A 19,480-nucleotide genomic window follows, 5' to 3' on the forward strand; every position below is an offset into this window, starting at 1 on the left:
GCGGCGGCGCGGGTCGTAGGCTGGTCGGATCATGACCAGGAGTGCCCCCGACGCGTGCCCCGGCGTGCTGCGATTGCATCAGGCGGCGGACGGTCCCCTCGCACGGATTCGCGTGCCGGGCGGACGGCTGACCCCGGCCCAGGTCCAGGCGCTCGCCGAGGCGGCGCGCGAGCTGGGCAACGGCGATCTCGAACTCACCTCGCGCGGCAACGTCCAGCTGCGGCAGGTCAGCGACGCCGCGGCCCTCGCCGCGCGGCTCGACGCCGCGGGCCTGCTACCCAGCCCGACCCACGAGCGGGTGCGCAACATCGTGGCCTCGCCTCTGTCCGGGCGGATCGGCGGCTGGGCCGAGGTGCACGATCTGGCGGCCGGACTCGACGCCGGGCTGCGCGCGGACCCGCGCCTGGCCGAACTGCCGGGACGGGTGCTGTTCACCCTCGACGACGGGCGCGGCGACGTCAGCACCCTGCGCGGGGACATCGGCATCCACGCCCTCGGCACCGACGAATTCGCGCTGCTGCTGACCGGCGCCGACACCGGACTTCGCGTCTCGGCGGGCGAGGCGGTCGAGGTGATGCTCGACGCCGCCCGCGGCTTCCTGGATCTGCGCGGCGCGGGCGCCGACGGCCAGTGGCGCCTGCACGAGATCCCCGGCGGGGTCGAGCGGGTCACCGAGATCCTGGACCGCTCCCCCGTCGGCGCGCCGCTGGAACTCGGCGCGACACACGATATCCCGATCGGCTGGCTCGACCAGGACAACGGCCTGGTGAGCCTCGGCGCCGAGGTGCCACTGGGCATCCTGCCCGCGCGGACCGCCGAATTCCTCGCCGCCGTCGACCATCCCGTCTTCCTCACCCCGTGGCGCAGCCTGGTGATCGCCGACCTCGACGAGGGCCCCGCCGAAACGGTCGTGCGGGTCCTGGCGCCGATGGGACTGATCTTCGACGCCACCTCACCGTGGCTGCGGGTCAGCGCCTGTGCGGGTCGCCCGGGCTGTGCCAAGTCGCTGACCGATGTCCGCGCCGATCTCGCCGCCGCCGTCGACACCGAGCGGGTGTTGCCGGGCGAACAGCGCGCGGGCGAGGTGGTGGTGCCCGCCGCGGACGTGACGGTCGCCGGTCGCCAGCACTGGTCCGGCTGCGAACGCCGCTGCGGGCGCCCCACCGCGCCGGTCACCGACGTCGTCGCCACCCCGGACGGCTACCGCGTCACCCCGCCCACCCCGTAGCGTTCGCCTGTCCCGCACCGTAATTCGATCGACGTTGTCGGTGGGCGCCCGTACTCTGGCCTCCTCACTACGAGGGGGGATCGAATGTCCACACTGCAGGTGACGGCCGAGCGGCTCGTCGTCCTTCCGCATCCGAACGCCGACCGGCTCGAGCTGGCCCAGGTGGGCCTGTACCGGACCGTCGTCGCCAAGGGCCGGTTCCGCACCGGCGAGCACGCGCTCTACATTCCGGAGCAGGCGGTGCTGCCCGAGGCGCTGATCGGCGAACTCGGCCTGACCGGGAAACTGGCGGGGCCCCGGCACGATCGGGTGAAGGCGGTGCGGTTGCGCGGCGAGGTGTCGCAAGGCATCGTCTGCGTGCCCGCCGCGCTGGCCGGGGTGGATCTCGCGGTGGCCGCGCGGGAGCGCACCGATTTCGCGGAGCGGCTCGGGATCGTCAAATGGGTTCCGCCCGTCCCGGTCTCGATGTCGGGTCAGGTCGAGCCCGCGCCGGAGCTGCTGCCCTGGATCGATGTCGAGAACATCAAACGGTTCCCGGACATCTTCGCCGCCGGGGAGCGGGTGGTGGCCACGGAGAAGATCCACGGCACCGCCTTCCTGCTCACCCACGTGCGCGCCGAGGACCGGATCCTGGTGTCGTCCAAGGGGGTCGGCGGCAAGTCGCTGTCGCTGACCTACGCCGAGGGCAACCTGTACTGGCGGGCGATGCGCGCGCACGGGCTGGACGAGGCCGCCAGGAAGATCGCCACCGCGCTCGGCGCCGACCGGGTCGGGCTCTTCGGCGAGGTCTACGGCGCGGGGGTGCAGGATCTGCACTACGGCGCGTCCGCCGCGCAGGACGCCGCGCTCGGTTTCGGCCTGTTCGACATCGCGGCGGACCGCGACGGCGAGCCGGTGCGCTGGCTCGGTCACCACGAGATCGGCGCCCTGCTCACCGATCTCGGCCTCCCGGTGCCGCGAGTGCCGGTGCTCTACGAAGGCCCCTACGACGCCGACCTGCTGGTGGCACTGGCCGAGGGCACCGAAACCGTCAGCGGTACCGGCGCCAACATCCGGGAGGGCCTGGTGGTGCGGGCCGCCGCCGAGCGGCACGCGCCGGTCCTCGGCGGCCGGGCGATCGGCAAGATCGTCTCGAACGCGTACCTGCTGCGCGACGGCGGCACCGAATTCGAGTGAGGCCACGGGCTGCGCGCATGCGAGCCGGCTCCCGGCTACACGGTGCTCGCATCGCGGCGGTGGTGCAGTTCCAGCACACAGCACTTCACACCGCCGCCGCCCTTGCGCAGCTCGGACATGTCCACCGGGACCGGCGCGAAGCCACGGGCGCGCAGTGCCTCGATCAGCCCGGTCGCGCCGGGATCGAGGAAGACGTGATGGCCGTCGCTGACGCCGTTGAGGCCGAACGCGAGCGCGTCGTTCTCCGTGGCGAGGATCGCGTCCGGGTACAGGCTCGCCAGCACGTCGCGGGCGGCGGGGCTGAACGCGGGCGGGTAGTAGGCGATGGTGGCGTCGTCGAGCACCATGAGCGCGGTGTCGAGGTGGTAGAAGCGCGGGTCGACCAGTTCCAGCGACACCACCGGCAGCTCGAAGTACCGCTCGACCTCGGCGTGCGCCGACAGCGAGCACCGGAAGCCGACGCCGGCCAGGATGCGCTGCCCGGCGAAGGTGAAATCGCCCTCCCCCTCATTGGTTTCGCGCGCCGCGGCCAGCGACCGCAGTTCCCTGGCCGCGAACCAGCGATGAAAGGCGGGTCCCTCGGCGGCGCGTTCGGGATGGGCGAACCGTGCCGAGAGCGCGTGCCCGCCGATCACGATGCCGCTGTTCGCGGCGAACACCATGTCGGGCAGGCCGGGTTCACCGGGCACCGTCTCCACCGTGTGGCCGTGTTCCTCGAGCACCGCGCGCAGGATCTCCCACTGGGCCAGCGCCCGCGCCCGGTCGACCGGCGCGGCGGGATCCATCCACGGATTGATCGCGTAGGCGACCTCGAAATGGTCGGGCCTGCACATCACATAGCGACGCGGGGTCGCGGCCCGCGCGGGCGCCGGGGCCGCGAGCGGAGAGGTGGCACGAAGAGGGGCTGCGGCGGTCATCAGGGCTCCCGGTGGCTGCGCGAGAAACGTGTCCCTACGACGGTAAATGCCTGTCCATTGCACCAGGAACACCGATCTGTTGCGCATATCGATGCGACAATGGCGAATCATTGCGTGCGACGGGCGACGGGAGTGGCATGGACGACATCGATCGACGCATCCTGGCCGAACTGCTCACCCACGCGCGGGCCTCGTTTCAGGAGATCGGCGCCGTGGTCGGGCTGTCGGCGCCCGCGGTGAAGCGACGCGTCGACAAGATGGTGGCCAGCGGGCAGATCACCGGCTTCACCGCCCAGGTCAACCCCGCGGCGCTGGGCTGGACCACCGAGGCCTATGTGGAGGTGTACTACCGCGACAACATCTCCCCCGCCGAACTGCGCCGCACGCTCGAGCCGATTCCCCAGATCGTGGGCGTGTGGACGATCGCGGGCGAGGCCGACGCGCTGGTCCACGTGATGGCCACCGACATGGCCGAGATCGAGGTCACCGTCGAGCGGATCAGGGAGAACGCGCGGGTGGGCCGCACCCGCAGTTCGCTGGTGATGTCGCGCATCCTCGAGCGCCCACGCACCTGAGCGACCCGCGACGGAGGCCACGTCGAGGACAGGTTCTAGGGTTGACCGCATGTCCGACGTGCGTACCAGCTACCTCACCGACGGGGCCGAGATCTATCGGCGCTCCTTCGCGACGATCCGCGCCGAAGCCGATCTCGCCGGTTTCCCCGCCGATGTCGAGCGCGTGGCCGTCCGGATGATCCACGGCTGCGGGCAGGTCGACCTGGCCGGCGACATCGCCTACTCCCCCGGTGTGGTCGCCGCCGCGCGCGCCGCGCTGCACGCAGGCAAGCCGATTCTGTGCGACGCGAACATGGTCGCCTCGGGCGTCACCCGCAAGCGCCTGCCCGCCGACAACGCGGTGCTGTGCAACCTGGCCGACCCGCGGGTCCCCGAACTGGCCGCGCGGATGGGCAACACCCGGTCGGTGGCGGCGCTGGAATTGCTGCGCGACCAGCTCGACGGCGCCGTCGTCGCCATCGGCAACGCCCCGACCGCGCTGTTTCATCTGCTCGACATGCTCGACGCGGGCGCGCCGCGACCGGCCGCGATCATCGGCATCCCGGTCGGCTTCATCGGCGCCGCCGAGTCCAAGCAGGCGCTGATCGACTTCGGTGGGGTCGAATTCCTCACCGTGCGCGGCAGGCGCGGCGGCAGCGCGATCACCGCGTCGGCGCTCAACGCGATCGCGAGTGAACAGGAGTGAGCGAGATCAGCACCGGCAAACTGTGGGGCATCGGCCTCGGCCCCGGCGACCCGGAACTGGTGACGGTGAAGGCGGCCCGGCTCATCACCGCCGCCGACGTGGTCGCCTTCCACAGCGCCCGGCACGGCCGCAGCATCTCGCGCGGCATCGCGGCGCCGTACCTGCGGGAAGGCCAGATCGAGGAGCACCTGGTCTACCCGGTCACCACCGAGACGACCGATCACCCCGGCGGGTACCAGGGCGCGATCGACGAGTTCTACGAACAGGCCGCCGCCCGCCTGGCCACCCATCTCGCGGCCGGGCGCAGCGTCGCGCTGCTCGCCGCCGGTGACCCGCTGTTCTACAGCTCCTACATGCACATGCACCGGCGCCTGGCCGATCGGTTCGAGGCCGAGATCGTTCCCGGCATCACGTCGGTGAGCGCGGCCTCGGCGGCGCTGGGAACCCCACTCGTCGAGGGCGAGCAGGTGCTGACGGTGCTGCCGGGCACCATGCCGGTCGAGCAGCTCACCGAGCGGCTGCGCGGCACCGACGCCGCCGCGATCATGAAACTGGGGCGCACCTATCCCGGTGTGCGCCAGGCACTCTCGGACTCCGGTCGGCTCGCCGACGCCTACTACGTGGAGCGCGCGAGCAGCACCAGGCAGCGGGTGCTGACCGCCGCCGAGGTCGACGACGCCGACGTGCCCTACTTCGCCATCACCATCGTGCCCGGCCCGGCCCCGACCACCGCGATCGTCACCACGGGCGAACGCGGCACCGGTCGCCGGACCGAGAGCGACGCCGCGCCCGGCATCGCCGCATCGCCCACCGAGACCGTCGCCGCGCAGCCGAGCGGCCGACTCCCGTCACCGGTAGGCAGGGTCGAACCCGGAACATCCGATGCCCCGGACGCCCCCGGCGATTCGATCGAGGGCTCGGCACCGTCGGGCCCGGCGTCGCCTGGGCGCACGAGGCCCCCTGGCGGCGAGGTCGTCGTCGTCGGGCTCGGCCCCGGCGACACCGACTGGACCACGCCCCAGGTCACCGCGGCGCTGGCCGAGGCGACCGATCTGGTCGGCTACACCACCTACATCGACCGGGTGCCCGAGCGCCCGGGCCAGCGCAGGCACGCCAGCGACAACAAGGTCGAATCCGAGCGGGCCGCGATGGCGCTGGACCTGGCCAGGCGCGGGGCCAGGGTCGCGGTGATCTCCTCCGGCGATCCCGGCGTGTTCGCCATGGCCGCCGCGGTGCTGGAGGTCTCGGCCGAACCCCAGTTCAAAGATGTGCCGGTGCGGGTGCTGCCCGGGCTCACCGCCGCCAACGCCGTCGCCAGCCGGGTGGGCGCGCCGCTGGGCCACGACTACGCGATGATCTCGCTCTCGGATCGGCTCAAGCCGTGGGATGTGGTGGCGCGGCGGCTGTCGGCCGTCGCCGCCGCCGACATGGCGATCGCGATCTACAACCCGGCCTCCTCCCAGCGCCGCTGGCAGGTGGGCGCCATGCGGGAGGTCCTGCTCGAGCACCGCGATCCGGAGACTCCGGTGGTGCTCGGACGCGATGTCGGTGGGCCCACCGAGACGGTCCGGGTCACCACACTCGGCGAACTGGATCCCGAGCAGGTCGACATGCGGACGTTGCTGATCATCGGCGCCTCCACCACCACCGCGTTCGACACCCCCGAAGGCACCCGGGTGTACACCGCCCGCCGCTACGGCACCGACTAGCGAACACGCCGCGAGGGCGGCGGTTCTGGTCGCGGGCGAGCCCCGGGCGTAACATTCCACTTAGGAATGTAGTTCGAAGGGAGTTGACCGTTGACCGACACCGTGACTCGACGCCGCCCGCTGAACTCCACCGCGGCCTCGCTACTGGGGTTCCTGCACGAGGGTCCGATGTCGGGCTGGGACCTGGCGACCCAGGCCCAGCAGCGCATCGGCGACTTCTGGACCATCACCCAGAGCCAGGTGTACCGCGAACTGTCCGCCATGGACACGGCGGGACTGGTGACCAAGGGCGAGCGCGGCGCCAGGGAACGCACGCCCTACCGGATCACCGACACCGGCCGCGACGCGTTCGCCGAATGGATCGCCCGCGATCCTGGCGCCGAGACCATCCGGGTCCCGCTGCTGCTCACCCTGTCGTTCGGGGAGCATCTCGAGCCGGCGCACCGCGACCGGATCATCGCCGCCAACCGGAACATCCATCAGGACCGGCTCGACCGCTATCTCGACGAGGACCCGACCGCGCTCGCGCCCAATCAGCGCGCCACACTCGAATTCGGCATCGCCTACGAACGCGCGGTGCTGGACTGGTTCGACCAGCTTCCGCGCATCTTCGCGGGTCCGCGCCCGGGCTGACCGGTGCCGGGCGGGTCAGCGCACGCGGTGCGCCGCGGCGTCGTGCAGCCACGCCAGGGCCGCGTCGACCTCCTCGACCGCGACCGCGTCGACCGGCAGCGGTGGCCGGTCGATCATGACGACCGGGAGCCCGGCGGTGCGGGCGGCGAAGATCTTGGCCTCGGTCTGCTCGCCGCCGCTGTTCTTGGTGACGAGCACGTCGATGCGGTGCCGCGACATCAGCACCAGCTCGTCGTCGAAGGTGAACGGCCCACGGGCGAGCAGTAGTTCGTACCGCGACGGCAGTGGCGCGGTGGGCGCGTCGATGGCGCGGATGACGAAACGGTGCCGGTCGCAGCCGGCGAACACGCCGACGCCCTGACGCCCGATGGTCAGCAGGACCTGTTCGTCGTGCGCGGCGAGCGCCTCGGCGGCCGCGGCCAGGTCGGGCACCCGCGTCCACAGGTCGCCGGGGCGCTGGACCCATTCCGGGCGCCGCAGATGGACCGCGGGGATGCCGAGATCGGCCGCCGCGGTGGCCGCGTGGGCGCTGACCTGCGCCGCGAAGGGGTGGGTGGCATCCACGACGGCATCGATCGCGTTCTCGCGCAGCCAGGTTCGGAGGCCCTCGACACCACCGAACCCGCCTATGCGGACCGGACCGACAGGCAGCCGCGGATGCGCGACCCGTCCGGCGAGCGAGGACACGATGTCGAGTCCGCGCTCGCCCGACGCGATCCGGGCCAGCTCCCTGGCCTCACCCGTGCCGCCGAGGATCAGGACTCTCAGGGCTGCCCGCTGAAATAGGCCGTACCCGCGTCGATCAGCGACGGGCCACCGGCGATGAGCAGACCGATCACGCCGCCGATGATGGCGCCGGGAATGATGGTGACGATGCCGATCGCGCCGAGCAGGGCGCCGATGATCGCGCCGACGAGCGCGCCGGTGGAGGCTCGCTGCAGCTCGGCCATGAACCACTGCTGCGAGCTGATCGCCTCGGCGGCGGCGACCGTCTTCGGCGTGAGGGTCAGGCGCGAGCCGTCGGCCTCGACGGCGGCCGCGATCTCGGTGGGGGCCCCGTTCACCGTGCCCGACAGCGGCACCTGGGCGACGACGGCGCCCGCCTCGTTGGTCAGGGTCACCGACTTATGGTCGGCGGCGAGCGCGAAGCGACCGCCGGTGACCGAGGTCACCACGGACTTGCCCGCGTCGGCGATCTGCGCGAGGTAGGTCACGCCACGGTCGGCGCCCTGCACCGCGGGCACGTCCTGACCCGCGACCGCCGGAGCGGGAGCGGCGGGATCCGCGGCCACCGGGGCGGCGGCGATACCGGTCGCGGCGATGGCCAGCAACGCGGGGGCGGTGAACTTCGAGAACTTCATGTAACTCCCCATCATGGATACATCGAACCGGGGGGATCACCCGGAACGGCCCCGACCATACCCCCGAGTCACTCGTTTTACACGTTCGGTTCGTAACGATCGCGAAATCGCCCGTCCCGCGCGTACGGATTTGTCGTGATTTGCGCGTGATCTTTCCGTGATCGGCGTGGGTCAACCAGCGGGTTTTCGGACGATCCATTGCGCGACCGGCAGGTGCGGCCGCCATGCGGTGAAACCGCCGAGCGGTTCACCCCGGTAGATCTGGAATTTCCGCAGCGTGCCGCCGTGCCGGGCGGCCCAGTCCAGCAGCCGCGCTTCCGATTCGGCGGTGACGGCGTTGGCCACCAGCCGCCCGCCGGAGCGCAGTCGCCGCCAGCACTCGTCGAAGACGCCGTCCTGGGTGAGTCCGCCACCGAGAAATATCGCGTCCGGTGCGGCGAATTCTCGCTCGGCAAACTCCGAGCGCACTTCACCGCGGATCGTTATTCCTGGGACGCCGAGTGCGGCGGCGTTGGCGGCGATCTGGTCGCGGCGCGCGGGCAGGCGTTCGAACGTGACGGCACGGCAGCGTGGATGCGTGCGGCACCATTCGATGGCGATACTGCCCGAGCCGCCGCCGACGTCCCAGAGCAGTTCGCCCGGCGCCGGGGCCAGCGCGGTGACGGTGAGGGCGCGGACCTCGGATTTGGTCAGCTGACCATCACCGGTGAAGGCGGTGTCGGCCAGACCGGGCAGACGGGTGTCGCGGCGCCCGTCGGGGTCGGCCGCGCACGCGATCGCGACGACGTTGAGTGGATCGCCCGCCGGATGTGACCAGGCCGCGGCGGTGCCGGTCAGCCGGTGTTCGGCCGGGCCGCCGAGCTGTTCCAGGACGGTCAGCGTGGAAGCGCCGAAACCGTGGTCACGCAGCAGTGTGGCCAGCAGGCCTGGGGTCCGCTCGTCCTCGCTGAGCACGAGCACCCGGCGGCCGTCGGCCAGCTCGGGCAGGACCGTGGGCAATGGCCGGGCAACCACGCTCACGACCGGGATCTCGGCCAGCGGCCAGCCCAGCCGCGCACAGGCCAGCGAGGCCGACGACGGTTGCGGGAACACGCGCAGCGCCTCGGCGCCGAACCGGACGGCCAGGGTCGCGCCGATGCCGTAGAACATGGGGTCACCGCTGGCGAGGACGCCGATCCTGCGCTCGGCATGCCGCGTGAACAACGCGGGCAGCGCGGGCAGCAGCGGACTCGGCCAGGTCACCCGTTCGGCCGCGCTCGGCGGCAGCAGGTCCAGCTGCCGTGGCGATCCGAAGACGACCTCGCACTCCCCGATCGCCGCGCGGCCTGCCGCGCCGAGCCCATCCCAGCCGTCCGCGCCGATACCGAGCACGACGATCGGCGCGCCGGTCCAAACGGACTCCTCGGCACCCGCCACCGCCGTGGCGGCAGGTATCGCGCCGTGCTCGGCCGTCGCACCGGCTGCGCGGGCCGTGTTCGACGCCCCGGCTGCAGGGGCCGTGTGCGGTGCGATCACCGTGGCATCCGACGCCAGACGAATTGCGGGATCAGGCGCATCACGAAGAAGGCCACGTTCAGGCGGCCGGGCACCGCGACGCGGGTGGCGCCCTTGCCGAGGGCGCGGACGACAGCGTCGGCGACCTGGCCGGGCGTGCTGGACATGGGGGCCGGGTCCATGCCGGTGGTCATCCGGCCGATCACGAAGCCGGGGCGGACCAGGAGCAGTTGGACGCCGGTGCCGTGCAGGGCGTCACCGAGTCCGGCGGCGAAGCCGTGCAGACCGGCCTTCGCGGAACCGTAGACGTAGTTGGCCCGCCGGACCCGCACGCCCGCGATGGAGCCGAACACCACGATCTGGCCGGATCCCTGCGCGCGCAGCAATGTGGCCAGTGTCGTCAGGACGCTGACCTGGGCGACGTAGTCGGTGTGCACGACGGCGACCGCGTGCGCCGGGTCGCTCTCGGCGCGGTCCTGGTCGCCGAGCACGCCGAACGCCAGCACAGCGGTCCCGATGCCCCCGTGCTCGGCGGCGAGCTTCTCCAGCAGCGGCGCGTGGGTCGCGGTGTCGTCGGCATCGAATTCCACGGCGTGGACGGCACTCGCCCCGGCGGCGCGCACCTGCTCGAGCTCGGCGTCCAGCGCGCCGGCGCGCCGGGCGGCCAGGATCACGATCCTTCCGGGCGCCAGCCTGCGCGCCACCTCCAGGCCGATCTCACTGCGCCCACCCAGGACCAGTACCGGCCCCTCACTCGTCTGCGTACCCATGCGCCCAGTCTGTCACCTCGGGCCCACCCGAGATCGCCGTCCCCAGCGTCGAACCCGAGCCGATGGGCACCGGGCCACCGCCGGGTCATCTGGTGGCGCGGGCACTCAACGCGTGACGTGCGGGTGGCCGGGGCGCGGATTCCAAAAGCCATCGCTGTGCGGGCCGAGCCCGAAACATCCGGCTCGACCCCAGCGCGGCGGTCGTCCGGTGCCCGACGCCGACCGCGGGTGCACCGATGATCCGATCGGCGGGTAGGCGACCTGGACCGCGGTGGCCGTCGGCACGGCGGCTACCGTCGACGTATGCCGACCACCACCGTCTCGCTGTCCCCCGCCGCGCTCGACTTCGTCACCGAGCGGCATCTGGCCACCCTCACGACCCTGCGTGCCGACGGGACGCCGCATGTGGTGGCGGTCGGCTTCACGTGGGATCCCGAGGCCGGGATCGCGCGGGTGATCACCGACGGCGCGTCGGTGAAGGCGCGCAATGCCGCGCGGGGCGGATACGCCTCGGTGAGCCAGGTGGACGGCGCGCGCTGGCTCACTCTCGAGGGGCCCGCGACCGTGCTCGCCGACAGCGACGACGTCGCCGAAGCCGTCCGCCGCTACACCGAGCGCTACCGGGTGCCGCGCGAGAACCCGACGCGGGTCGTCGTCGCGATCCAGGTGCGCCGGGTCCTGTCGTCGAGCACGCTGAAGTAGAGCGGGCCAGGATCACACGTACGCGAACGGCTTACAGCTGCGTGAGGCCGTGCGGGCGCTTGTTCATCGACTCCACGCCGTCCGCGGTGACCACGACGATGTCCTCGATGCGCGCGCCCCACTTCCCCCGGAAGTAGATGCCCGGTTCGATGCTGAACGCCATGCCGGGCTCGAGCACGAGGTCGTTGCCCGCGACGATGTAGGGCTCCTCGTGCACCGACAGGCCGATGCCGTGGCCGGTGCGGTGCACGAAGGCGTCGCCGAGTCCCGCCTCGGCCAGCAGGGTGCGCGCGGCGGCGTCGATGGACTCCGCGGTCACCCCGGGGCGCACGGCGGCGACAGCGGCGGCCTGGGCCGCCTCCAGCAGCGCCATCTGCTCGGCCACCTGCTTGCTCGGCGCGCCGAGCACGTAGGTGCGGGTGGAGTCGGAGAAGTAGCCGGGTTCGACGGGGCCGCCGATGTCGATGACGACCACGTCACCCGCCTCGACGACCCGGTCGGACACGGCGTGGTGCGGATCGGCGCCGTGCGGTCCGCTGCCGACGATGACGAAGGCCGCCTCGGTGTGGCCCTCCTCCACGATCGCGGCGGTGATGTCGGCGGCCACCTCGGCCTCGGTGCGGCCGGGGCGCAGGAATTCGCCCATCCGCGCGTGCACACGATCGATCGCCGCACCCGCCCGGCGTAGGGCGTCGATCTCGGCCTCGTCCTTGATCATTCGCGACTGGCGCAGCACCGGCGTCGCCGAGGCGGGCAGTCCGGTGGTCGATTCCGCGAGCGGGATCAGGTGCAGGGCGGGCATCGCGTCGGCGACGGCGATCCGGGAACCGGCGTGCAGCGTCGAGCGCACCAGCTGGTACGGGTCGACGCCGTCGACCCAGTCCAGGATCTGCAGGCCGAGTTCGCCCGCGGCCGAGCCCTCCAGCGCGGCCAGTTCGAGTTTCGGGATCACGACCGAGGGTGTCGCCCCGTCGGCGGGAATCACCAGGCAGGTCAGCCGCTCGAAGGATTCCGCCGCCGAGCCGATCAGGTACCGCAGATCGGGACCGGGCGTGATGAGCAGGGCGTCCAGATGCGCCGCGCGCATCAACTCGACCGCCCGCTCCAGCCGCTGACCGTAGACCTCCGCCGCGAACCTGGCATCCGTGTGCGCGCTCATAGGATCCGACGTTACCCGGCCGGACACGGCCCGCGCAGGATCGGTTGCCCGATCGTGGCCTTCCGCGACATCGGGATGCGCCGCCGCGGCCCTCGGGCGCGGCGTCGGTGGTTCGGGGCACAATCGAGCCCGTGACCGTTGACGAGAACGCCCGTGGCCCCCTGCTGATCCTCGACGGCGCCAGCCTCTGGTTCCGCGCCTACTACGCGATCCCCGACAAGCTCAGGGCGGCCGACGGGCGCTCGGTGAACGCACTGCGCGGCTTCACCGACATGGTGGCCTCGCTGATCACCAAGCACCGCCCGAGCAGGCTCGTGGTCGGGCTCGACCTGGACTGGCGACCGCCGTTCCGGGTGGCGCTGGTGCCCTCCTACAAAGCCCACCGGCTCGACACCGGCGTCGATGCCGCCCCCGGCGCCGAGGAGGTGCCCGACACGCTCACCCCGCAGGTCGAGATGATCATCGAGGTCCTCGCGGCGGCCGGCATCGCGACCGGCGGCGCCGAGGGGCTCGAGGCCGACGACGTGCTCGGCACCCTCGCCAGCCGGGAACGGCGCGATCCGGTGGTCGTGGTCAGCGGCGACCGCGACCTGCTGCAGCTGGTGCGCGACGACCCGGCCCCGCCCGTGCGCGTGCTCTACGCGGGCCGCGGGCTGGCCAAGGCCGAATTGTTCGGGCCCGCCGAGGTCTCGGCGAAATACGGTGTGCCGCAGCAGAACGCCGGTCCCGCCTACGCCGACATGGCGACCCTGCGCGGCGACGCCTCCGACGGGCTGCCCGGGGTCGCGGGCATCGGGGACAAGTCGGCAGCCCAACTCATCTCGAAGTTCGGTTCCCTCGACGCGCTGATGACGGCCGTCGACGACCCGGAGGCCGATCTCGCCAAGGGCCTGCGCGCGAAACTCGTGGCGGCACAGGACTATCTGAAGGCCGCGGCGCCGGTAGTCCAGGTGGTGCGCGACGCCGAGGTGATCCTGTCCGGTCCCGACACCCTGCCGAGCACCCCGGCCGACCCGGATCGGCTGCTCGCGCTGGCCACCGCCTACAACGCGGAGAGCCCGATCACCCGCCTGGTCACCGCGCTCACCGCGGTGCACCGGGCCTGAACGACGCCGGGCCGCCCGCGCGTACGCGAGCGGCCCGGAACGTCTACGGCCCCAGCCTAGTTCGGGCGACCGACCTCGTAGGTGCCGTCGTCCTTGGTGATCTTGATGCTGACCTTCTTGGCCTCACCGCTGACCTTCAGGTCGCAGGTGAAGGTCGCGTCGACCTCGACCTTCTGACCCGACGGGCACGACACGTCGGAGACGTCGGCGATGCCGTAGGAGTCCTTCAGGACCCGCGAGACACCGTCCTGGACCGCGGTGTTGTCGAGTTCGTCGGAGGAGAACACGACGAGCAGCAGACCGATCACGGCGGCGAGCACCAGCACACCGGCCACGACGAGGCCGATCACCAGCCCCTTGCCCTTCTTGCCACCGGGCGCCTGCTGCGGCTGCTGTCCCCACTGCTGCTGCGGCTGCTGACCCCACTGCTGCTGCGGCTGCTGGCCCCACTGCTGGGCGCCTGCCGCCTGCGCGTTCCAGTCCTGCGGCGGCGGCTGGGTCTGACCCCACTGCTGCTGCGGTCCGGTCGGCTGCTGCGGCTGCTGACCCCACTGCGGCTGCTGGGCGGGCTGCTGCGGCTGCTGTCCCCATGGCTGCTGCGGCTGCTGGCCACCCCAGTGCTGGGTGGGTTGTGCCTGTTGCGGGTCCTGCGGCGGTTGCGCCGCACCTCCCCAGTGCTGCGTGGGTCCGGCGCCGCCGGCCCCCTGCTGACCTCCCCAGTGCTGGGTGGGATCGTTGCTTCCCTCCCCTGGGCCGTTCGGTCCGTACGGGCCGCTCATCCACTCGCCTCCACTCGCATCGTTGTACATACGGTAGCCCCCCGCGCCAGGCCAGCCGCTTTCGCACGACTCCGCCATCACGGTCGGTACGCCAGGAAATCAAATCACAGACGAATCCACTACGCGGCGTCCACTGCGACGACACCCCGCCGCACCGCGCGCACAGCCTTGGCCGCGGTGCCCGCGATCTCGGTGTCGTCGGCGGTGTTGTGGATCTGGTCGAGCAGGTCGATGACCTGTCGGCACCAGCGCACGAAATCGCCCGCCGACAGCGGCGTGCCCTGATCGCCACTGGCCAGCAACGCCTCGGCCAATGCGTCGCCCCTGGCCCACTTGTAGACGCCGGTGACGAAGCCGAGGTCGGGTTCGCGCGTCGGCGGCAGCTTGTGCCGCGCCTCGTCGGCGCGCAGCTGCGACCACATCTCGATGGTGGCGCCGACCGCCCGCCGGATCGGCTCGGTGGGCCCGGACGCGGTGAGGAACCCGCCTTCGGAGCGGGATTCGTACACCAGCGTGGACACCACGGCCGCGAGCTCGGCCGGGCCGAGTCCGCGCCAGAGCCCCTGGCGCAGTGCCTCGGCGACGACCAGATCGCTCTCGGCGTAGATCCGGGCCAGCCGGCGCCCGTCGGCGGTGACCTCACCGCGCTCGACGAAGCCGCGCTCCTCGAGCAGGCCGACGATCCGGTCGAAGGTGCGCGCCAGCGAATTCGTCGTCGCGGCAACCTTCTGGCGCATCGACTCGGTCTCGCGGGCGAGCCGCGCGTAGCGCTCCCCGGTGCGGCTCATCTGCTCGCGGTCGGGGCGGCTGTGCGCCGGATGCGAGCGCAGGCTGCGCCGCAGCGTCGACAGTTCCCGGTCCTCGCCCGCACGGGTGTGGTCGTTGCGCCTGCGCCTGCCCGGCGCGGAGATCCCGGTGCTGCGCAGGGCCGAGGCCAGGTCGCGGCGGATGCGCGCGGTGCGGTGGTCGACGCGGCGCGGCAGCCGCATGTGCCCGAGCGCCTCGGCGGGCACCGGGAAGTCGGCCGCGGAGATCCGGCCCGCCCAGTGGTCCTCGGTGAGCACCAGCGGACGCGGATCACCGGGCGTCTGATCGGGTTCCAGGATGACGGCCAGGCCCGCGCGGCGGCCCGACGGGATGGCCACCACGTCACCACGGCGCAGCCCGATCAACGCCTTGACCGCGGCGCCGCGCCGGTCGGCGCGGCCCTGCTGCTGGAGTTCGCGTTCGCGCTGCTTGATCCGGTCGCGCAGCGAGAGGTACTCCATGAAGCCGCCGTCGACACCGCCGAGCTGACTCTCCAGTTTGCGCAGCGCGCCCTGGTTGCGTTCGATACCGCGGACCAGCCCGACGACCGAACGGTCGGCCTGGAACTGCGCGAAGGACCGCTCGAGCAGGCCGCGCGCCTCCTCCGCGCCCAACCGGTCGATGAGATTGATCGACATGTTGTAGCCGGGCCGGAAGGAACTGCGCAGCGGATAGGTCCTGGTGGAGGCCAGGCCGGCGACGGCGCTGGTGTCGACCTCGGGCTGCCACAGCACCACGGCGTGGCCCTCGACATCGATGCCGCGCCGGCCCGCGCGGCCGGTGAGCTGGGTGTACTCCCCCGGCGTGAGTTCGGCGTGCGATTCGCCGTTGAACTTGACCAGGCGTTCGAGCACCACGGTCCGCGCGGGCATGTTGATGCCGAGCGCCAGGGTCTCGGTGGCGAACACCGCGCGCACCAGTCCCTGGACGAACAGTTCCTCGACGGTGTGCCGGAACGCGGGCAGCATGCCCGCGTGATGCGCGGCCAGGCCGCGGTGCAGTGCCTCGCGCCACTCCCAGTAGCCGAGGACCTCGAGATCGCCTTTGGGCAGGTCGCCGGTGTGCTTCTCGATGATCTCGTCGATCCGCTCCGCCTCACCCGGCCTGCTCAGGTCGAGCCGGGCGCGCAGGCACTGGGCCAGCGCGCCGTCGCAGCCGGCGCGGCTGAAGATGAACGTGATCGCGGGCAGCAGCCCTTCTTCGTCGAGGCGGGCCAGCACCTCGGGACGCGGCAGCGGCCGGAAGTTGCCGCGACCGCCACGACCGCGCGGACCGCCGTAGCTCTGCATCCGGTCGGCGGCCTCGCGCTGGCGGATGAACCGCACCAGGTCCTCGTCGACGAGGACCTTCTGATCGCTGGATTTCGTGTCGAACAGGTCGAACATCCGCTTACCGACCATCACGTGCTGCCACAGCGGCACCGGCCTGGTCTCGTCGACGACGACCGCGGTGTCGCCGCGCACGGTCTCCATCCACGCGCCGAACTCCTCGGCGTTGGACACCGTCGCCGACAGGCTCACCAGCCGCACGTCCGGGGACAGGTGCAGGATGACCTCTTCCCACACCGCGCCGCGGAACCGGTCGGCCAGGTAGTGCACCTCGTCCATCACGACATAGGACAGACCACGCAGCGCGTCCGAGGACGCGTAGAGCATGTTGCGCAGCACCTCGGTGGTCATCACGACCACGGGCGCGCCGGGGTTGATCGACTGATCTCCGGTGAGCAGCCCGACGCTGTGGCGGCCGTAGCGCGCGGTCAGGTCGGCGAACTTCTGATTCGACAGCGCCTTGATCGGCGTGGTGTAGAAGCACTTGCCACCCGAAGCCAGCGCCATGTGCACCGCGAACTCGCCGACGATCGTCTTTCCCGCGCCGGTGGGCGCGCACACGAGCACGCTGTGCCCGTCCTCCAGGGCCGCGCAGGCGGTCCGCTGGAAGGGGTCGAGTTCGAAGGAGATTTCGCTGGCGAACTGCGCCAACTCGTTGGCCCGCGCGGGAGAATCGGTCACCCGTCAGAGGGTATCGGAGTAGTCCGACACCGGGCGGGTGGTTTTCTCCGGGGGCGCGACCGGGTCGGCGGGAGCCACCGGGTCCGGCGTCTCCAGCGGCGAGGCCTCTTCATCGGAGCGCGGGCCCCAGCCCGCGGCGGCCGCGCGCCGGGCCCGGCGCGCGTCGTTGAACCGGGCGAACTGCACCGCGAGTTCGAACAGCACGGTGAGCGCGACGGCGAGCGCGAGCATCGAGAACGGGTCCTGCGGTGTCACGACGGCCGCGAAGACGAACAGGCCGAAGATCAGCCCGCGCCGCCACGCCTTGAGCTTCTCGTAGGGCAGCACGCCCACCAGATTCAGCCCGATGATCACCAGCGGCGTCTCGAAGCTGACGCCGAAGATGATCAGCAGCTGGATGATGAAGCCGAAGTACTGGGAGCCGCTCAGCGCGGTGATCTGGACGTTGTCACCGATGGTCAGCAGGAACGACAGCGCGTGCGAGACCACCACGTAGGCGAGCACCGCGCCGGCGACGAAGAGCACGCTACCCGCGGTGACGAACCCGACCGCGTACCGGCGTTCCTTGGCGTAGAGGCCCGGGGTGATGAACGCCCACAGCTGATAGAGCCAGAACGGCGCGGCCATCACCACGCCCGCCGTGAAGCCGACCTTCAGGCGCAGCATGAACTGCTCGAACGGGGCGGTCGCCAGCAGGCGGCAGGCGCCGTCGGGGCTCAGGCTGGCGCGGGCCGATTCCGGCAGCGCGCAGTAGGGGCCGCGCAGGATCTCGCCGAGGCTCTCGAGGCCGAGGAACGAATGCGCGTACCAGAAGAAGCCGATCAGCGTGGTGACCGCGATGGCGGCCAACGCGAGCAACAGCCGGGTGCGCAGTTCCTGCAGGTGCTCGACCAACGACATCGTGCCGTCGGGATTCGTCCTGCGCTTGCTGCGCCGTGGATCGAACGGAATACGCATGGTGGGTGGTGGCCTCTAACCCTCGGTCCGGCGGATGCTCGACGAAACAGCACTCAGCCCCGGAGCTCCTCGTCCGCGCTCCGGGGTGCACACCGGGGTCAGACCGACTTCTGGCCCTGCTGCTGGTCGACGATCGGCGCCTGCGTCTGCGGAGCCGAGGCGGACAGCTGCTGCGGCGGGGCCGGTGCGGCGGGCTGGGCGGCCGGTGCGGCCGACTCCGACTGCATCTGCCCGACCTCGCTCTTGAAGATCCGCAGCGACCGGCCGAGACCGCGCGCCGCGTCCGGCAGCCGCTTCGCGCCGAAGAGCAGGACGAACAGCACAGCGATGATCAGCAGGTGCGTCCAGCTGAAAGCGCCCATTTTCAGATACCTCCAAAGACCGTGGTGATTACCGATGCTACCTGCCCGCCGCGCGTCACGGGCCGTCGCCCGAGGCGGTGTTCGCCACTCGTTCAACCGCCGACGGTGGCGGCCGCCGCGGTGAGTTCGGCGAGCAGCCTGCTGCCGGTGAAGCGGCGCGCGTCCCCGGCTTCCGCCTCGCGGATCAGCTCGGTGAGCCGGCGATTGACCGGTGTCGGGTGCCCGACCATCTCGCCCAGACGCACGATTTCGCCGCACAACCACGCGATTTCGGTCCGGCGTCCGAGGGCGAGGTCGTCGGCCATGGACGAGCGCGCCAGGGGGTCGATCGCCAGGACTTTGCCGAAGACGCGGCGGAAGATCGGGTCGGGTACCCGCAACAGGTGCACCATCAGTTCGGGGGGCACCGGCGTCAGCTGGGCGGGCCGAATTCGCGCAGTGTTCATCACCGCGAGCGCCTCGCCCTGGGCCAGCGCGAGGCAGCGGCGGTAGTCGCGCTCGGCGAGTTCCTCGCGCAGCGGGCGCCCCGACAGCGCGTTGATGGGATTGTTCAGGTTGAGCAGCAGCTTGGCCCACTGCACCGGGCGCAGGTCACGGTGCCTGCGCAGCGGGAGCCCGGCGGCGCGGAAGCGCTCGGCGAACCGGTCGACCACCGGATCGTCCTGCACCGCCACCACACCGTCGCTGGCCCGGTGGAACCGGCCGCTGCCGTTGTGCACGACGTTGAACATGACCATGCCGGCCAGCACGATGCTGGTGGGCAGGATCTCCCGGATCAGGGTGTCGTTGCCGATGCCGTTCTGCAGGCTCACCACCGGTGTGCCCGGGCGTAGCCTGCCCGCGACGGACCGGACCGCGGCGGCGGTGGCCGCGGACTTCACGGTGACCAGCACGAGGTCGGCCAGCTCGGGTTCGTCCGGCTCGAGCGCCAGCCCGAACCGGTCGGGCGGCACCTCGGTCGCGCCGCCGTCGAGGTCGGTGAGCCGCAGCCCGTGCTCGGCGATGTCGTCGAGGATCCGCTGACGCCCGACGAAGATGACGTCCATGCCCG

The 19,480-nt window shown here is 71.7% G+C and carries 19 protein-coding genes; 8 read left to right on the plus strand and 11 right to left on the minus strand.

Going from position 1 to position 19,480, the window contains the following annotated elements:
• The first annotated feature begins 31 nt into the window (after window positions 1–31).
• On the plus strand, window positions 32–1,228 hold the full coding sequence (cobG, locus tag QH270_RS13140; protein ID WP_280341460.1) for a precorrin-3B synthase: 1,197 nt from the start codon (window positions 32–34) through the stop codon (window positions 1,226–1,228).
• An 84-nt stretch (window positions 1,229–1,312) separates the two neighbouring features.
• Entirely contained in the window at window positions 1,313–2,404 is a 1,092-nt protein-coding gene (locus QH270_RS13145; protein WP_280341463.1) for an RNA ligase (ATP), read from the plus strand.
• A gap of 35 nt (window positions 2,405–2,439) precedes the next feature.
• Here QH270_RS13145 and ddaH read toward each other — a convergent pair whose 3' ends face one another.
• On the minus strand, window positions 2,440–3,321 hold the full coding sequence (gene ddaH, locus QH270_RS13150) for a dimethylargininase (RefSeq protein WP_280341465.1): 882 nt from the start codon (window positions 3,319–3,321) through the stop codon (window positions 2,440–2,442).
• 137 nt (window positions 3,322–3,458) lie between these two features.
• Between ddaH and QH270_RS13155 the strand changes: the two genes are divergently transcribed.
• The 4 genes from QH270_RS13155 to QH270_RS13170 all read left to right on the plus strand — a co-directional run bounded on the left by QH270_RS13155 (window position 3,459) and on the right by QH270_RS13170 (window position 6,923).
• Complete coding sequence (locus QH270_RS13155; protein WP_280341467.1) at window positions 3,459–3,896, plus strand: Lrp/AsnC family transcriptional regulator; 438 nt, start codon at window positions 3,459–3,461, stop codon at window positions 3,894–3,896.
• 49 nt (window positions 3,897–3,945) lie between these two features.
• Window positions 3,946–4,581: a precorrin-8X methylmutase gene (locus tag QH270_RS13160; RefSeq protein ID WP_280341470.1), complete on the plus strand. Its 636-nt coding sequence runs from the start codon at window positions 3,946–3,948 to the stop codon at window positions 4,579–4,581.
• Window positions 4,578–6,290, plus strand: a complete 1,713-nt coding sequence (cobJ, locus tag QH270_RS13165; protein WP_280341472.1) for a precorrin-3B C(17)-methyltransferase — start codon at window positions 4,578–4,580, stop codon at window positions 6,288–6,290. The genes QH270_RS13160 and cobJ overlap by 4 nt, the downstream gene beginning before the upstream one ends.
• A gap of 90 nt (window positions 6,291–6,380) precedes the next feature.
• The gene (locus tag QH270_RS13170) at window positions 6,381–6,923 is read left to right on the plus strand and encodes a PadR family transcriptional regulator (protein ID WP_280341475.1); all 543 of its coding nucleotides are present in this window, start codon (window positions 6,381–6,383) and stop codon (window positions 6,921–6,923) included.
• 15 nt (window positions 6,924–6,938) lie between these two features.
• Here the strand turns inward: QH270_RS13170 and QH270_RS13175 are convergent, their stop codons facing one another.
• From QH270_RS13175 to QH270_RS13190, 4 genes are all read right to left on the minus strand, one after another.
• Window positions 6,939–7,691 (minus strand): cobalt-precorrin-6A reductase, encoded by a 753-nt coding sequence (locus QH270_RS13175; protein WP_280341506.1) that lies wholly within the window; start codon window positions 7,689–7,691, stop codon window positions 6,939–6,941.
• Entirely contained in the window at window positions 7,688–8,284 is a 597-nt protein-coding gene (locus QH270_RS13180) for a hypothetical protein (protein ID WP_280341477.1), read from the minus strand. The genes QH270_RS13175 and QH270_RS13180 overlap by 4 nt, the downstream gene beginning before the upstream one ends.
• 171 nt (window positions 8,285–8,455) lie before the next feature.
• Window positions 8,456–9,700 carry a precorrin-6y C5,15-methyltransferase (decarboxylating) subunit CbiE gene (cbiE, locus tag QH270_RS13185; protein WP_280341508.1) on the minus strand — a complete coding sequence of 415 codons (1,245 nt, stop codon included), beginning with the start codon at window positions 9,698–9,700 and terminating at the stop codon, window positions 8,456–8,458.
• Between the two features lie 95 nt (window positions 9,701–9,795).
• A complete protein-coding gene (locus QH270_RS13190; RefSeq protein WP_280341480.1) occupies window positions 9,796–10,548 on the minus strand; it encodes an SDR family NAD(P)-dependent oxidoreductase in 753 nt (250 codons plus the stop codon).
• 303 nt (window positions 10,549–10,851) lie between these two features.
• Here QH270_RS13190 and QH270_RS13195 point away from each other — a divergent pair, with 303 nt between their 5' ends.
• Window positions 10,852–11,250: a PPOX class F420-dependent oxidoreductase gene (locus QH270_RS13195; protein ID WP_280341482.1), complete on the plus strand. Its 399-nt coding sequence runs from the start codon at window positions 10,852–10,854 to the stop codon at window positions 11,248–11,250.
• A 31-nt stretch (window positions 11,251–11,281) separates the two neighbouring features.
• Here the strand turns inward: QH270_RS13195 and QH270_RS13200 are convergent, their stop codons facing one another.
• A complete protein-coding gene (locus tag QH270_RS13200; protein WP_280341485.1) occupies window positions 11,282–12,409 on the minus strand; it encodes a M24 family metallopeptidase in 1,128 nt (375 codons plus the stop codon).
• A gap of 131 nt (window positions 12,410–12,540) precedes the next feature.
• Here QH270_RS13200 and QH270_RS13205 point away from each other — a divergent pair, with 131 nt between their 5' ends.
• Window positions 12,541–13,515: a 5'-3' exonuclease gene (locus QH270_RS13205; RefSeq protein WP_280341488.1), complete on the plus strand. Its 975-nt coding sequence runs from the start codon at window positions 12,541–12,543 to the stop codon at window positions 13,513–13,515.
• A gap of 56 nt (window positions 13,516–13,571) precedes the next feature.
• On the opposite strand, the gene QH270_RS13210 is transcribed toward QH270_RS13205, so the two are convergent.
• The 5 genes from QH270_RS13210 to QH270_RS13230 form a co-directional block, all read right to left on the minus strand.
• Window positions 13,572–14,294 (minus strand): DUF4333 domain-containing protein, encoded by a 723-nt coding sequence (locus QH270_RS13210; protein WP_280341491.1) that lies wholly within the window; start codon window positions 14,292–14,294, stop codon window positions 13,572–13,574.
• A 119-nt stretch (window positions 14,295–14,413) separates the two neighbouring features.
• The gene (locus tag QH270_RS13215; RefSeq protein ID WP_280341494.1) at window positions 14,414–17,110 is read right to left on the minus strand and encodes a DEAD/DEAH box helicase; all 2,697 of its coding nucleotides are present in this window, start codon (window positions 17,108–17,110) and stop codon (window positions 14,414–14,416) included.
• 3 nt (window positions 17,111–17,113) lie between these two features.
• On the minus strand, window positions 17,114–18,067 hold the full coding sequence (gene tatC, locus QH270_RS13220; protein WP_280341497.1) for a twin-arginine translocase subunit TatC: 954 nt from the start codon (window positions 18,065–18,067) through the stop codon (window positions 17,114–17,116).
• Between the two features lie 98 nt (window positions 18,068–18,165).
• Window positions 18,166–18,429 carry a Sec-independent protein translocase subunit TatA gene (tatA, locus tag QH270_RS13225; RefSeq protein ID WP_280341500.1) on the minus strand — a complete coding sequence of 88 codons (264 nt, stop codon included), beginning with the start codon at window positions 18,427–18,429 and terminating at the stop codon, window positions 18,166–18,168.
• Between the two features lie 92 nt (window positions 18,430–18,521).
• The coding region (locus QH270_RS13230) for a 2-dehydropantoate 2-reductase (RefSeq protein ID WP_280341502.1) at window positions 18,522–19,480 on the minus strand (959 nt) is incomplete at its 5' end.

Origin of the sequence: Nocardia neocaledoniensis, from assembly GCF_029868625.1 — a bacterium.
GTDB classification, from domain to species: Bacteria; Actinomycetota; Actinomycetes; order Mycobacteriales; family Mycobacteriaceae; genus Nocardia; species Nocardia neocaledoniensis_A.